The organism is Streptomyces pluripotens, assembly GCF_000802245.2.
In the GTDB taxonomy this organism is placed as follows: domain Bacteria; phylum Actinomycetota; class Actinomycetes; order Streptomycetales; family Streptomycetaceae; genus Streptomyces; species Streptomyces pluripotens.
Window position 1 is genome coordinate 117,324 of the sequence record NZ_CP021080.1, and the last position, 13,336, is coordinate 130,659.

General features: G+C 69.6%; 13 protein-coding genes and 1 pseudogene. 12 read left to right on the forward strand and 2 right to left on the reverse strand.

Going from position 1 to position 13,336, the window contains the following annotated elements:
• Positions 1-160: 160 nt before the first annotated feature.
• The gene (locus LK06_RS00505) at positions 161-1,843 is read left to right on the forward strand and encodes a chloride channel protein (RefSeq protein ID WP_086083627.1); all 1,683 of its coding nucleotides are present in this window, start codon (positions 161-163) and stop codon (positions 1,841-1,843) included.
• 123 nt (positions 1,844-1,966) lie between these two features.
• On the forward strand, positions 1,967-2,212 hold the full coding sequence (locus LK06_RS00510; RefSeq protein ID WP_039652320.1) for a hypothetical protein: 246 nt from the start codon (positions 1,967-1,969) through the stop codon (positions 2,210-2,212).
• Positions 2,213-2,336: 124 nt separating this feature from the next.
• On the opposite strand, the gene LK06_RS00515 is transcribed toward LK06_RS00510, so the two are convergent.
• On the reverse strand, positions 2,337-2,870 hold the full coding sequence (locus tag LK06_RS00515; protein WP_039652318.1) for a MarR family winged helix-turn-helix transcriptional regulator: 534 nt from the start codon (positions 2,868-2,870) through the stop codon (positions 2,337-2,339).
• A gap of 365 nt (positions 2,871-3,235) precedes the next feature.
• On the opposite strand from LK06_RS00515, the gene ctaD reads away from it, so the two are divergent.
• The 6 genes from ctaD (at position 3,236) to LK06_RS00545 (ending at position 9,116) form a co-directional block, all read left to right on the forward strand.
• Positions 3,236-4,924, forward strand: a complete 1,689-nt coding sequence (gene ctaD / locus LK06_RS00520; RefSeq protein WP_039652316.1) for an aa3-type cytochrome oxidase subunit I — start codon at positions 3,236-3,238, stop codon at positions 4,922-4,924.
• Entirely contained in the window at positions 4,924-5,280 is a 357-nt protein-coding gene (locus LK06_RS00525; RefSeq protein WP_052269899.1) for a hypothetical protein, read from the forward strand. The genes ctaD and LK06_RS00525 overlap by 1 nt, the downstream gene beginning before the upstream one ends.
• Positions 5,281-5,703: 423 nt before the next feature.
• Positions 5,704-7,221, forward strand: a complete 1,518-nt coding sequence (gene hpnR, locus LK06_RS00530) for a hopanoid C-3 methylase HpnR (protein ID WP_039652315.1) — start codon at positions 5,704-5,706, stop codon at positions 7,219-7,221.
• A 127-nt stretch (positions 7,222-7,348) separates the two neighbouring features.
• Positions 7,349-7,843 carry an HPP family protein gene (locus tag LK06_RS00535; protein WP_234367311.1) on the forward strand — a complete coding sequence of 165 codons (495 nt, stop codon included), beginning with the start codon at positions 7,349-7,351 and terminating at the stop codon, positions 7,841-7,843.
• A gap of 106 nt (positions 7,844-7,949) precedes the next feature.
• On the forward strand, positions 7,950-8,189 hold the full coding sequence (locus LK06_RS00540; RefSeq protein ID WP_039652313.1) for a hypothetical protein: 240 nt from the start codon (positions 7,950-7,952) through the stop codon (positions 8,187-8,189).
• A 6-nt stretch (positions 8,190-8,195) separates the two neighbouring features.
• Positions 8,196-9,116: a DMT family transporter gene (locus LK06_RS00545; protein WP_039652311.1), complete on the forward strand. Its 921-nt coding sequence runs from the start codon at positions 8,196-8,198 to the stop codon at positions 9,114-9,116.
• A 184-nt stretch (positions 9,117-9,300) separates the two neighbouring features.
• Here the strand turns inward: LK06_RS00545 and LK06_RS00550 are convergent, their stop codons facing one another.
• On the reverse strand, positions 9,301-10,164 hold the full coding sequence (locus tag LK06_RS00550; RefSeq protein WP_039652310.1) for a DMT family transporter: 864 nt from the start codon (positions 10,162-10,164) through the stop codon (positions 9,301-9,303).
• Positions 10,165-10,377: 213 nt separating this feature from the next.
• On the opposite strand from LK06_RS00550, the gene LK06_RS00555 reads away from it, so the two are divergent.
• The 4 genes and pseudogenes from LK06_RS00555 to LK06_RS00565 all read left to right on the forward strand — a co-directional run bounded on the left by LK06_RS00555 (position 10,378) and on the right by LK06_RS00565 (position 13,176).
• Positions 10,378-11,763 carry an SGNH/GDSL hydrolase family protein gene (locus LK06_RS00555; RefSeq protein WP_234367312.1) on the forward strand — a complete coding sequence of 462 codons (1,386 nt, stop codon included), beginning with the start codon at positions 10,378-10,380 and terminating at the stop codon, positions 11,761-11,763.
• Positions 11,764-11,789: 26 nt separating this feature from the next.
• Entirely contained in the window at positions 11,790-12,011 is a 222-nt protein-coding gene (locus LK06_RS00560) for a hypothetical protein (protein ID WP_043407940.1), read from the forward strand.
• Between the two features lie 31 nt (positions 12,012-12,042).
• Positions 12,043-12,195: pseudogene (locus LK06_RS35155) on the forward strand (LmrA/YxaF family transcription factor); the annotation flags it as partial.
• Between the two features lie 192 nt (positions 12,196-12,387).
• On the forward strand, positions 12,388-13,176 hold the full coding sequence (locus LK06_RS00565) for a polysaccharide deacetylase family protein (protein WP_039652303.1): 789 nt from the start codon (positions 12,388-12,390) through the stop codon (positions 13,174-13,176).
• The last annotated feature ends 160 nt before the right edge of the window (positions 13,177-13,336 follow it).

Consider the following 13,336-nt stretch of genomic DNA (forward strand, 5'->3'; position numbering starts at 1 on the left):
TGACAAGCCCCCCACATCACTTGCATAATGCAAAAGTAGGAAAGGGGAAAGGATGAGGTCATCTCAGGCGGTCGCGGAGCGCGAACGCATCGGCACACTGAAGAGCATCGAGGCTCTTCCCCGGAGAACAGCAGGACTGCGCACGGCACCGTGGGGCCTGATGCTGCTGGCCATCGTGGTCGGCGCAGGCGCCGGAGCAGGGTCGGTGGTCTTCCGGCGGTGCATCGAGATCTTCACCCGACTCTTCTCCGGACACTCCGACTACGCGGCCGCAGCAGGTACGAGCAACTCACACGTGCCCTGGCTCGGCCCCTACTTCGTGCTCCTCGCGCCCGTAGTCGGTGGTCTCCTCTACGGCCCGCTCGTCAACCGGTTCGCCAAGGAGGCGCGCGGCCACGGGGTGCCCGAAGTCATGGTCGCCGTGGCCCAGCATGGCGGCCGGATCAGCCCCAAGGTCGCGGTCGTCAAGACCCTGGCCTCCGCGCTGACCATCGGCTCCGGCGGCTCAGTGGGCCGCGAAGGGCCGATCGTGCAGATCGGCTCGGCCCTGGGGTCCACGCTCGGCCTGCTCGCGAAGGTCACCGAGGCACGGCTGAAGCTCCTGGTGGCCTGCGGTGCGGCAGGAGGTATCGCCGCCACCTTCAACGCCCCGCTCGCCGGCGTCTTCTTCGCCATGGAGCTGATCCTCGGGACGTTCAGCGCGGAGGCATTCGGCGCGACCGTGCTCTCCAGCGTCACGGCGAGCGTGATCGGCCGCGCCGCCTTCGGTGACGTCGCCTTCCTCAACCTGCCGGACTTCCACGTGGACCACCTCGCGCAGTACGGCCTGTTCGCGCTGCTCGGAATCGTCTCCGCAGTGGTCGGCGTGGGTTTCTCGCGCTTCCTCTACTTGATCGAAGACGCCTGCGACTGGCTCTGGCGTGGCCCGGAGTGGCTGCGCCCGGCGGTTGGCGGCATCGCGCTCGGCCTGGTGCTGCTCGCCCTGCCCGAGATGTACGGCGTCGGCTACCCGGTGCTACAGAAGGCCACCGAAGGCAACTACGCCGTCGGTTTCCTGCTCCTGCTGATCGTCGGCAAGATGGTGGCCACCAGCGTCACCATCGGCATCGGCGGATCGGGCGGGGTGTTCGCGCCGAGCCTGTTCATCGGGGCGATGCTCGGAGCCGCCTACGGCATCGGTGCCCACCACCTGCTGCCCGGTACGGCCGGCGCTGTGGGTGCGTACTCCCTGGTGGGTATGGGAGCCGTCTTCGCGGGAGCTTCCCGGGCACCGATCACCGCCGTGGTGATCCTCTTCGAACTCACCGGCGAGTACTCCATCATCCTGCCGCTGATGCTGGCCATCGTGCTGGGCACCGCCACGAGCCGCCTGCTGACGCACGACACGATCTACACCCTCAAGCTCCTCCGCCGCGGCATCGACCTCACTGCACCGGCCCACGGCGCACGGATAGGGGCTCAGAAGGTCGGCGCCGTGATGGAGCCCTCGCCCGCGCCGCTGCCGTCGGCCACCGGGCTCACCGACGCCGCCGACGCCCTCAGCCGATCCGGTCACGGGGCCCTGCCGGTGGTGGACGACCGCGGGGACTACCTGGGCGTGGTCACGGCACAGGCGGTGGCCGAGGCTCTCTCGGAGGATCCGGAAACCGCTCCGAAGCGGGTCGGGCAGCTGGCGGAACCACCGACCCCGGTCACCGTGGACCAGCCGCTCACCCAGGCGCTGCATAGCCTGCTCGCGGCACCGGGCACCGGCATACCGGTATTCGACGCCTCGGGCCACGAACCGGTCGGCTGGCTCAGCCACCAGAGCGCCCTCAAGGCCGTCCACACGGCAACGGCATGACCCACCCGAGGCGGCATCCGCCCTCCTAGCCGCAACGGTCGACGTTCGCCTCGGGCCGGTTTTGCATTGTGCAAACGTGGGCAGTCGTACCTCAACGGCTGACCTCTCATCTGGAGGTGAGACATGTCCACACAGCACGTCCGGCGCAGCTACTCTTTCGTGTGCCTGGAATGCGGCCACGGCTGGGAGAGTGCGTTCGAGGTAGATGTCACCGTCGACCGGTACGGCCGCATCGAGGCGGCGTACCACCTCGGCGGGGAGCGCGTCCCCTCTCCTCTTCAGTCACCGAAGTGCGTGAAGTGCGAGAGCGGCAAGATCCGCATCATGCGGCCCGGGCGGGTGACGGGAGCGCGCCTGCACGAGGGGTGAGGCACGAACGGTAAACGGCGTGGACCCGGACCGATCACCCTGGTGGAGCGAATCGGGGCGGACGGCTTCCTCCCGCCGGGGCCACCCCGGTGCGGTCCCAGGACTCCGCGGTCGACGAGCGCCGTCAGGTGTCCTGTCCGGCCGCCATGTCGACCGCCCAGCCGAGCGGGTTCTGCTGCGCCCCCATCTCCGTGGCGGGCTGCTCACCGCCTGCCTCGTTGAACGCGGCGAGAGCCTCGACGAGCGCCAGCCGCTGAGTCGGTCGCAGCCGCTGGACGATCGCGGCGATCTCGGCGCGGCGCCGGGCCGTCACCGTCTCGACCGTCCGCCGGCCTTCCTCGGTGAGCCGCAGCAAGGTCTCACGACGATTGTCGGGATTGGGCTGCCGGACGGCCAGGCCGGCCGCGATCAGCCGGTCCACCATGCGCATCGCGGTCGAGGGCGCGACGTGGAGCAGTTCCGCAACGGTGACCAGCTTGGTGGCACCACGACTGGACAGCACGACCAGCATCCTGAACTGGGGCAGTGTCACCCGCTCCTCGACCTCGGCGAGTGAGCGGGCGGAGACCGCCACCAGCAACCGGGAGGCGGTCAGCACCGCTCGCGTGACCGCGTCGACATCATCCGTGTCCCCCGCCGGGGTCTCACTTGCCGCCATACGTCCTTTGTACCCCGCCGGAGGGCACGCCCTCGTCAATACCGGGGACATGTATCACCTCAGAATGATCGTCGTACCGCAGAAGTGGATGTGCGGCTCCCTTTTCGAGCGGACGCACCGGCGCCTCGCCCGTCTCCCCTCCCGCAATGGCCTCCGGGGCGCCTCCGTCGTCCGTGCCCGTGGAAGGCCTACGGCGTCCCGCGGCCGTGGACAACTCCGCCATGCGTTCCGCCGATCGGGTGCGAGTGCTACGCGTTCGGCTGTGTGTCGGCCTCCCACGGCGTCGGCGGCGACTACGAGTCGCCAGGATGACCGATGACAGACGCCAGGCCTGGGCGATCCGCGTATCGGGAGACACGGGACTTGTGAGCACTTTCGACAGCCCGAAGGAACTGACCGCCGCATACGACAGCGAGGTACCGGTCAGAGGCAGACAGCCCGGCAATGTCGTGGTCAAGTGGCTGACCACCACCGACCACAAGACGATCGGCACGCTGTATCTGACGACGTCGTTCGCGATGTTCATGATCGGCGGCGTGATGGCACTGGTCATGCGTGCCGAGCTGGCCCGGCCGGGCCTGCAGATCGTCTCGAAAGAGCAGTTCAACCAGATGTTCACGATGCACGGCACGATCATGCTGCTGATGTTCGCGACGCCGCTGTTCGCCGGTTTCACCAACTGGATCATGCCGTTGCAGATCGGCGCGCCGGACGTGGCGTTCCCGCGGCTGAACATGTTCGCCTACTGGCTGTACCTGTTCGGCTCGCTGATCGCGCTCGGTGGGTTCCTCACCCCGCAGGGCGCGGCGGCCTTCGGCTGGTTCGCCTACTCCCCGCTGACCAGCGAGGTCTTCTCGCCGAACCTCGGCAGTGACCTGTGGATCATGGGGCTGGCCTTCTCCGGATTCGGCACGATCCTCGGTTCGGTCAACTTCATCACCACGATCATCTGCATGCGCGCGCCGGGCATGACCATGTTTCGCATGCCGATCTTCGTGTGGAACGTCCTGCTGACCGGCGTTCTGGTGCTCTTCGCCTTCCCGGTCCTGGCGGGCGCGCTGCTCGCCCTGGAGGCGGACCGCCTGTTCGGCGCCCACGTGTTCGATGCCGCCAATGGCGGCGCACTGTTGTGGCAGCACCTCTTCTGGTTCTTCGGACACCCGGAGGTGTACATCATCGCCCTGCCGTTCTTCGGCGTCATCAGCGAAGTGATCCCGGTGTTCTCCCGTAAGCCGATGTTCGGCTACATGGGCCTGATCGCCGCGACGAACGCCATCGCAGGCCTGTCGATCACCGTGTGGGCGCACCACATGTTCGTCACCGGCGCGGTGCTGCTGCCGTTCTTCTCCTTCATGTCCTTCCTGATCGCGGTACCGACCGGTGTGAAGTTCTTCAACTGGATCGGCACCATGTGGAAGGGCAGCCTCTCCTTCGAGACGCCGATGCTGTGGGCGGCGGGCTTCCTCGTCACGTTTCTCTTCGGTGGTCTGACCGGTGTCATCCTGGCCTCGCCCCCGATGGACTTCCACGTCTCGGACTCGTACTTCGTGGTGGCCCACTTCCACTACGTGGTCTTCGGTACGGTCGTCTTCGCCATGTTCTCCGGCTTCCACTTCTGGTGGCCGAAGTTCACCGGCAAGATGCTGGACGAGCGCCTCGGCAAGGTCACCTTCTGGACCCTGTTCGTCGGCTTCCACACGACGTTCCTGGTCCAGCACTGGCTGGGCGCCGAGGGCATGCCGCGCCGCTACGCGGACTACCTGGCAGCCGACGGTTTCACCACCCTGAACACGGTCTCGACGATCGGTTCGTTCCTGCTCGGCCTGTCGCTCCTGCCGTTCCTCTTCAACGTCTGGAAGACGGCCAGGTACGGCGAGCCGGTCGACGTGGACGACCCGTGGGGCTACGGCCGCTCGCTGGAGTGGGCGACCTCCTGCCCGCCGCCGCGCCACAACTTCGTGACCCTGCCGCGGATCCGCAGCGAATCCCCGGCATTCGACCTGCACCACCCCGACATCGCCATGGCCGAGATCGAGTCCTACGGAGCCCGGTGATGGCCGACCGCCCGAGGACTCCGACCAGTGGTCAGCCGCACGGCGCGCTGAGCGACGCAGCGGAGGGGTACCTGCTGTGGCACGCGCGCCTCGCGGAGGCGGAGCAGCGTGCGCGGGAGTTCACCGGGCCCATGGAGTGGCTGACGACGTCACAGCGTGTGGAGATCGAGCAGTGCTACGCAGCCGACAGCCTGCGGCGTGCCCGCAAGGATCTGGAGCGCGTCGCGGCCCGCTGCGCATCCCTGCGCGCTGAGTACGAGCACCGCTATGAGGTCCTGCGGCGGCGCTGCGTGGGCTGGTCGCTGGCCGCCTGCCTCGGCGTCACCACGTTGGCCGCCGTGCTGCTGATCTTCTGACGAGGACCGTCCCGCACGTCGGACGGACCTGGCCGGGAGGCCCGGGACCAACACCGCGGCCACGAGACACGAGCCGGGAGATGGGCACGTACGGGTGACCGGCGTGCAGTAGGGCGTGCACAGGGGCCACCGCGCCCCGGTCGCCGCGACCGGGTGCGGAGTGCGGCGGACGGCAGCGCGGCGCCGGGAGCCGGCTTCGCGTGGCTGGGCGGGGTGCGGCGGAGTGAGCAGCGGCGTGCCCGGGCTCTGCGCAGGACCGGGGCCCTCGCGTCCGTACGGGCCTCCTCGTTCGTGTGGCCGGACGACACCACCCCGATGGCGGCGGTGTCGTCCGGCCCGTCGGGCCGGACGGCTGATAGGTGTTTCACGGTGCCCGGTCCCGGTGACTCCGAGGCCCCCGCCACCGCACGCCCGAGGTGACTCATGCGTCTGCTGCTCGTCCACCCGAGTTCCCTGATGTACTCGGAGATCTTCCTGAGGCTGGAACCGCTCGGGCTGGAACGGGTCGCCGCCGCGGCCCGCGCCGCAGGGCACGAGGTGCGGGTCGTGGACCTGCAGGTACTGCGCCATGGCGACCTGAGAAGGACGGTCACCGCCTTCCAGCCGGAGGCGGTGGGATTCTCCCTCAACTACCTGGCCAACATCCCGGAAGCCATCGACCTCGCGCGTGCCGTCAAGCAAGCGGCCGCCGGATGCTTTGTCTTCTTCGGGGGACACAGTGTCTCCTTCGTCGCCGAAGACGTCCTGGAACAGGCCGGGGATGCGGTGGACGCGGTGGTCCGCGGAGAGGGCGAGCCGGCCGTCGGCCCACTGCTGGAGGCCGTACGCGACGGCGGTGTGGACGGGGTGCCCGGCATCGTCACCACCGGTGGCCGCGGGCCCGCCCCGGGCATGCTGCACTCGATCGACCGTCCGCGCCCGGCGCGGGACCTCATGGCCCACCGCAGGCGCTACTTCATCGGGGAACTGGACCCGTGCGCGTCCATCGAGTTCACCCGTGGCTGTCCCTGGGACTGCTCCTTCTGCTCCGCCTGGACCTTCTACGGCCGTAGCTACCGCAAGGCCTCCCCTGAGGCCGCCGCCGAGGAACTCGCGAGCATCCGGGAACCGAACGTCTTCATCGTCGACGATGTCGCCTTCATCCGTCCTGAGCACGGTGACGCCATCGCGGCCGAGGTCGAACGGCGCCGGGTCCGCAAGCGGTACTACTTGGAGACCCGAAGCGACGTCCTGCTGCGCAACACCGAGGTGTTCGAACGCTGGACGCGTCTGGGTCTGAAGTACATGTTCCTGGGCATGGAGGCGATCGACGCCGAGGGTCTGGACCTCTACCGCAAACGGGTCAGCCCCGACGACAACTTCCGGGCCCTGGAGACGGCTCGCACATTGGGTATCAGTGTCGCCATCAACCTGATCGTCGATCCCGCCTGGGACACCGAACGCTTCCGGATCATCCGGGAGTTCGCCCTGGCCGTCCCGGAGATCGTGCACCTCACGGTGATGACCCCCTATCCCGGCACCGAGATCTGGCACACCGAGTCCCGCCGGCTGACCACCCGGGACTACCGTCTGTTCGACATCCAGCACGCCGTCGTTCCGACCACGCTGCCGCTCGACGAGTTCTACCGGGAGCTGGTACGCACCCAGGCCGTCATCAACCGCAAGCATCTGGGCTGGCGCACCGCCCTGGGCGCCGCGCAGGTGCTAGGGCGGAACCTGCTGCACGGCCAGACGAACTTCGCCCGCATGCTGGGGAAGTTCAACCGGGTGTACAACCCGCACCGACAGCTCGCCGACCACGGACGCCCCGTGCGCTACGAGCTGCCCCTACCGCAGCACCTGGACGTCGGCGACCGGCACCAGCTCTACGTCCACTCCAGGCCCACGGCCCGCCCCGCCTCCTCCCCCGATGCTCCGAGAGATGCGGACCCGACCCCGTGACCCGAGAACGCACGGGCATCCGGCGGCCCGTCCTGCGGCGGCGCGATGACGGCGGGGCCGCATGAGTACCGGACAGGGACCGCGAAGCCCGGGCACAGGACCGCGCGCCACCGCCCGGGTGCGGCTGGTGCCCAGCCTGCGTCTGTTCGTACTGTCCAGCCTGCTGCTCGCCGGGGTCGGGGCGATCGGCCACATCATCGGCTGGGTGGCGCTGACGACGACGCTGGGCCCGACCACGTACCTGCTGTTGGCCCACCCGGACTCGGTGAGTGCGCGGTTGCGCAGCGCCGTGACCGGCCATGTGCTGGCGGTCGGCATCGGCCTGGCGTGCCTGGCCGCATTCGGGCTGTGGAACCACCCGTCCATCGTCGAGCCGCACCAGGACACTCCCCGCCAGATCGGCGCCCAGGCTCTCGCGGCAGGGCTCACCCTCTTCCTGCTCCACATGTGCGGTGCCCACCATCCCCCGGCTGCTGCCACGGCACTGCTGATCACCTCCGGCATCTCCCGGCCAGGCCCACCGCTGTACGGGATGCTGGCCGGTCTCGCCCTGGTGCTGGCGATCGCCCCGCTCCTCGCGTCCTCGACGTCAAGCGCCCAGGGCGGCACCGGCGGCCCCTGACACCCACTCCCTGTGGGCCTCTCTGCCCCTCCGGGACCTTCCCGTTCCTGCCCGGGCGGGCTTCTCCCGCCGCTCCCTCGAGCGATGCCGGGCGAGGAGATCCACCATGGTGTCCATGACCGTCGTCCGCATCGTCCGGGGAACTGCCCTCGCCCGGGGAACCGTCCTCGCCGTGTCCGCCGGCGCCGTACGGCGTCGTTGCCCGCTCACGGGCACGGCAACGGACGCCCTGATGCGCGTGCGCCGTGCCCGCGATGTGCTGCGGGGCCACGCCGCGGCCCCGGGCGCCGTCACTCTCCCTCCCTCGGCCGGGTACGGTCGACGCACTGTCGCCCGGGGCGGATGAGCGGTCGTGGGAGCACTCCCGATCCTGCTCGCCCTGCTCGCGGCGTTCTCCAACGCCTCGGCCTCGGTGCTGCAGCGGCGGGCCGCAGCGGACGAACCGGACAGTGGACGAGGTGCTCGGCACGCCGTGCGCTGGCTGGTGAACGTCCTACAGAGGCCGCACTGGTTGGCCGGCGCCGCACTGTTGGGCCTGTCCACCGTGCTGCAGGCCTCGGCGCTCGCGGTGGGCAGTCTGTCGGTCGTGCAACCGCTGCTGACCAGCGAACTGCTGTTCACCCTGGTGGTGGGCAGCGTCGTCTTCCACCGCCGTCCCGACCGTCGTACCTGGCTCGCGTTCACGGCCCTGGGCACCGGGCTGGCACTCTTCCTGGCCGCGGCCTCGCCGTCCTCCGGCCGGGCCACCGCCCCGCCGGGTGCCTGGCTCCTCGCCGGCACCGTGGTGATGGCCGTGGTGGTGGCACTGGTACTGGCCGCGCGCCTGACCGAGGGCGGGCCTCGGGCCGCGCTGCTCGGCCTGTCGTCCGCGATGTCGTTCGCGCTCACTGCCGCGCTGCTCAAGGACGTCGTGGGGAGGTTCGGGCAAGGTCTGGGAGGGGTGCTCGCGCACTGGTCGCCGTATGCCACCGCCGTCGTCGGTCTGATCAGTTTCGTGCTGTTGCAGGGCGCGTTCCGCGCCGGATCGTTGACGGCGTCCCAGCCCGCGCTCACCCTCGGCGACGCCATCACCAGTGTCGCGCTGGGGTGGGCGCTGTTCGAGGAACATGTCGGGCTCGGCGTGCGTGTCGTCCCCGAAGTCATCGGCATCCTCCTACTCGGTGCCGGCAGCCTCGGACTGGCGGGTGCGCCCTCCGTCAGCGGCGCCTGGGACTCGGCGCCCCGACGGGAAGCCGAGGACGACGGGCACCGGCAACCGCGGCGACGGGGCTGACCGGGCGGGGTGGCCGCTGAGCCGACGAGTGCGGTGGGGATGGTAGTGCGGTGAGAGGGGACACCACCGACCGGGCGGTTCTGGACGTCCGAACGTGCCGGGGAGCTCGCTCCGGGTCGGCGCGGACCTCCCGCTCGGGTGTCCCGGACGCGCGTCGCGCACCGGGACGGCGATGAACCTGCCGCTACTCCTCTTCCCTGGTCGCCTGGCCCGGCATCGCCGGATGGCGGGCCAGTACGAACACGCCCACAACGATGCCGGCCAGGCCCGCGACCTCCCAGGCGATCGCGAACGCGTCGGTGCGCAACTGGTCGCCGAGGAATCCGATGCCGCAGGCGATGCCCGCCAGCGGTTCGGCAGCCGTCAAGCCCGGCAGTGACATGCGCAGCGGTCCGGCCTCGAACGCGCTCTGCACCAGCATCAAGCCGGTCACGGCCAGCCCGACCACAGCGTACGGCTCCCACCGGGCCAGCAGTGCGAGGATCCCGTCGCTGCCGATGACATTGGTGGAAACCCGGGTCAGGGCGTCCTGCAGACCGTAGAGCAGGCCAGCTGCCATGGCGAGCAGCGGTGGCTCCTCGAACAGCGGCAGGTGCCGAGCGAAGCCGATCAGTACCAGGGCCAGGCCAACGACCAGGCCGATGACCAGCCACTGCCGGCCGGTCCCGGCGTCTGCCGCACCTGCGGTGGGTTGGCCGGCCAGCGTGAAGGCGGCCACGCCTCCGCCGAGCAGCACCACGCCGGCCCAGCCGGAGGGGCCAAGTCTCTGACCACTCAGCTTGCGCGCCAGCGCGAAGGCGAACAGCAGGTTGGTGACCAGCAGCGGCTCCACCTGCGACAGGTCGCCCTTGGCCAGCGAGACGGCACTCAGCAGCTGCCCGGCCACCATGCACCCGATCCCCCCGAGCCAGAGGCCGCTGTGTGCGAGGTCCCAGAGCAGGCGGAAGTGCAGCACTTCGCTGGCGGGCGCGCGCTCGGCGGCATGCTGCTGGAGCACGAATCCGATGCCGAGCATGCACGCGGCGGCGAGGCCGAAGACATAGACCATGTGTGCTACCCGTCACGCCCCGTCCGTAGGCCCTGACTGTATGCAGGTCAACCGAAATACCCGCACTGAGGAGCCTTAGTCAAGAATTGCCCCTTTTGGGGGATTATGAGTCCAGGTAATTACTCGGTCCGGGGCAACGGGCGGCCTGAGGCGGAGCGAGGAAGCGAACCGCGGCGGACCGGGGAAGCCGGGCCAGCCGGAGGGACGGGGCTGATGCGAATACCGCGAGTCGGACCGCCGGGCGTGGGTGTACGCCGGGCCGGCGTCGCCGTGCTGTACCTGCTCGGCCTCTCGGGCCTGGCCCTCACTGCGATATGGCTGGCCGTACGCCTCACTCCGCTACAGACGGTGTCTGCGGCGGGCCAGACGGTCGAGGTGGGCGCCACATCACCGGATTGGCGTTTGTCGGGGCCCGGCGAGCTCGACCTGTTCGGTCAGTCCCTGCCGACCGTGGCCGTCTTCACCGGACCGATCCGGCCCCGCCTGCAATTGACGCACATCACCGAGAACCGCCAGATGGCGCAGTTGCTTCAGCCCGGTGATCACCAACAGCTCAGCGTGGTGGGGCACCGGCTGGCGACCGGCTGGGTGCACTACGGCGCAGGGGAGACAGCGGTCGCCGTCGGTGTGGTGGTGCTCGCCCTGCTGGCTTGGACGGGGCTTCGCCGCATGCCGCTGCGCCGCGCCCTGACGGTCCTCGCCTGCGGTGTGGCGCTGGTGACCGCCGTCAACGCGATCGGCTTCTACCTGCTGGCATCGCAGACTCCCGGCGCGCTGCGGCACGTGCGGTCGCTGGCGGACCTCGTGGGCCGAAGTCCGACGGCAGCAGTACCGAAGGCCCACGGCCCGGCCCTGACCAACGTAGAAGCGGTGGTTCTGGGAGACTCCACCGCCGCCGGCACGGGCAACCGCCCCCTCCCGAACCCCGCCGCCCTCGACTCGGCCTGCCACCGCAGCGAGGACGCCTACGCCCGGGTGCTGGCGCGCACCAACCACTGGAACGTGCTCAACCTCGCCTGCTCCGGGGCGACCGTCCGCGACGGCATCCTCGGGCTACAGATCCGGGGCGGCACAGTGGTGCCGCCCCAGCTGGCCGAGGCGCAGCGGGCGACCCGTGCCTCAGCCGTGATCGTCAGCGTCGGCGCCAACGATGTGGGCTGGGCGGACCTCGTCCGGCTCTGCGCGAAGGCCCGCTCCTGCGACGACAAGGCATCCACCGCGTTCTTCCAGCGGCGGCTCAGCCGTTTCGCCCTCGACTACAGCGATCTCCTCAAGCGCCTGACCGCACTGCCACAACATCCGAAGGTCCTGGTCAACGAGTATTACGATCCCTTCGGCCGAAACCTGGTCTGTCTGCGCGGGGAAGGTCTCACCTCCGACAAGGTCCGGGTGCTGCGCGACCGGCTGTCGGCGCTCAACGACGTGCTGCGGCAGGGAGCCACAGCCCCGGGCGTGAAGTCGGTTCGGCCCGACTTCAGCGGGCACGGGCTGTGCAGCGACCAACCGTACGTACAGGGGCCGACAGGCCAAGCACCGCTGCATCCCACGGCTGGAGGAGAACTGGCCATCGCCGTCGCCGACCAGTACGCGCTGTCCTGACGGTCCGCACGGCCGGGAGCGGGGCGGTGACACCACCGCCGACGGACGGCCAAGGGGACGCACGGGGATGCCGCACCGGGTTCGCTGGCGGCGGCGGCACGCCGACCGCGTCCGGCGCGGACCCGGCAGTCGCCACCGCAGACGCCTTCACCGCAGACGCCTTCACCGCGGCGGCCGGCACCCCGGCGGAGTTGGACTTCACCGCCCCCCTGTCCGGTCGCAAGGGTCGCCCTGGAGGTGGCTGGTAGCAACGAGGCTCTCTGACAAGCGAGTTCGGATGACTTCGAGAGCTGGATCGACCGTCTCGCCACCTCTTACGCCTGGGGCAGTGTCCCCGGGCCCACCGCCCGGGAGACGGCGAGTTCGGTCATCGCGTTGCTGGAGGGCGCCTTCATGTTGGGCCGCGCAGCACGCAGCAATACTCCGGTCCTGACGGCGGGCAAGGCGGCAGCCGCGACTGTCGAGCGGCTCAGGTCGAGTGAGACGACCCGGGCTTGCGGGGTGTCGGTCGCTGAAGTGCCGTGGAATTGTCCGTTATTGGTAACAGAAGGATCCCGCGGCCGTCACTGCCCGTCCTGCCGGGTACAAGAGAACCCGATCGAAACAGCAAAGGGCGGGGCGGACATGGCGCAGCATGTTAGCGGACGAGGATGGTACGGCCGGATGGTTGCTGCGGCGGTCGGGGTCACGGCGCTGGCCACCGCCACTACGATATGGACCGCGCAGGCTGGTCAGACCGGCGGCAAACCGGACGCGCCGCGGGCCGCGGCCCGGTCTGCGGCACCCAAGGCCGCGCCCCAAGCCCCGCCCCTGTCAGCCGCCATAGCCCACGCCTCCGACCGGGGCGCGCACGCGGTGAACATCACCATCGACGACGGCCCGAGCCCGGTCTGGACGCCGCAGGTACTCCAAGTGCTCCACGACAACGGGGTGAAGGCGACGTTCTGCATGATCGGCCCTCAGGCCCAGGCCCACCCGGATCTGGTTCGGCAAGTGGTCGCGGCCGGGCATCGGCTGTGCGATCACACAGTGTCGCACGACGTCACGATGGACAAGAAGTCCGAGGCCTACCAGTCACAGCAGATCCTGGACGCGAAGCGGCAGATCACCGAGGCGTCCGGCGGTGTGCGGCCGATGTACTACCGGGCCCCCGGTGGCGCGTTCACTCCCTACAGCAGGCACCTCGCGGCCTCGCACGGGATGCGTCCGCTGGGCTGGAACGTCGATTCCAAGGACTTCGAACGGCCGGGGACCGGCGCCATCATCGCCACCGTCAAGAAGGAACTGCCCAACGGGCCCACGCTCCTCTTCCATGACGCGGGCGGCGACCGCTCCCAGACCGTGGCCGCGCTGCGCACCCTGCTGCCCTGGCTGAAGCAGCGGGGGTACTCCTTCGGCTTTCCGGTTCGCTGAAGTGGGCAAGCCGCGCCAGGAGATGCGGCCGCCCCGGTGGCAGAACCAGCGGGGAGAAGCCGTCGACCTGGTCGGAGGTGACCACCGCGGACGGAGGGAGTCTCGGTGAACCCCGGAAGAACTCTTGGTCATCGATTTCTTGGGACGCGTGTTCGGTCCC

Bases quoted from the DNA above. Each gene is read 5' to 3' on its own strand.
- LK06_RS00565 (WP_039652303.1), top strand. From the start codon at position 12,388: ATGGCGCAGCATGTTAGCGGACGAGGATGGTACGGCCGGATGGTTGCT.
- hpnR (WP_039652315.1), top strand. From the start codon at position 5,704: ATGCGTCTGCTGCTCGTCCACCCGAGTTCCCTGATGTACTCGGAGATC.
- LK06_RS00505 (WP_086083627.1), top strand. From the start codon at position 161: ATGCTGCTGGCCATCGTGGTCGGCGCAGGCGCCGGAGCAGGGTCGGTG.
- LK06_RS00540 (WP_039652313.1), top strand. From the start codon at position 7,950: ATGGTGTCCATGACCGTCGTCCGCATCGTCCGGGGAACTGCCCTCGCC.
- LK06_RS00510 (WP_039652320.1), top strand. From the start codon at position 1,967: ATGTCCACACAGCACGTCCGGCGCAGCTACTCTTTCGTGTGCCTGGAA.
- LK06_RS00515 (WP_039652318.1), bottom strand. From the start codon at position 2,870: ATGGCGGCAAGTGAGACCCCGGCGGGGGACACGGATGATGTCGACGCG.
- LK06_RS00555 (WP_234367312.1), top strand. From the start codon at position 10,378: ATGCGAATACCGCGAGTCGGACCGCCGGGCGTGGGTGTACGCCGGGCC.
- LK06_RS00550 (WP_039652310.1), bottom strand. From the start codon at position 10,164: ATGGTCTATGTCTTCGGCCTCGCCGCCGCGTGCATGCTCGGCATCGGA.
- LK06_RS00525 (WP_052269899.1), top strand. From the start codon at position 4,924: ATGGCCGACCGCCCGAGGACTCCGACCAGTGGTCAGCCGCACGGCGCG.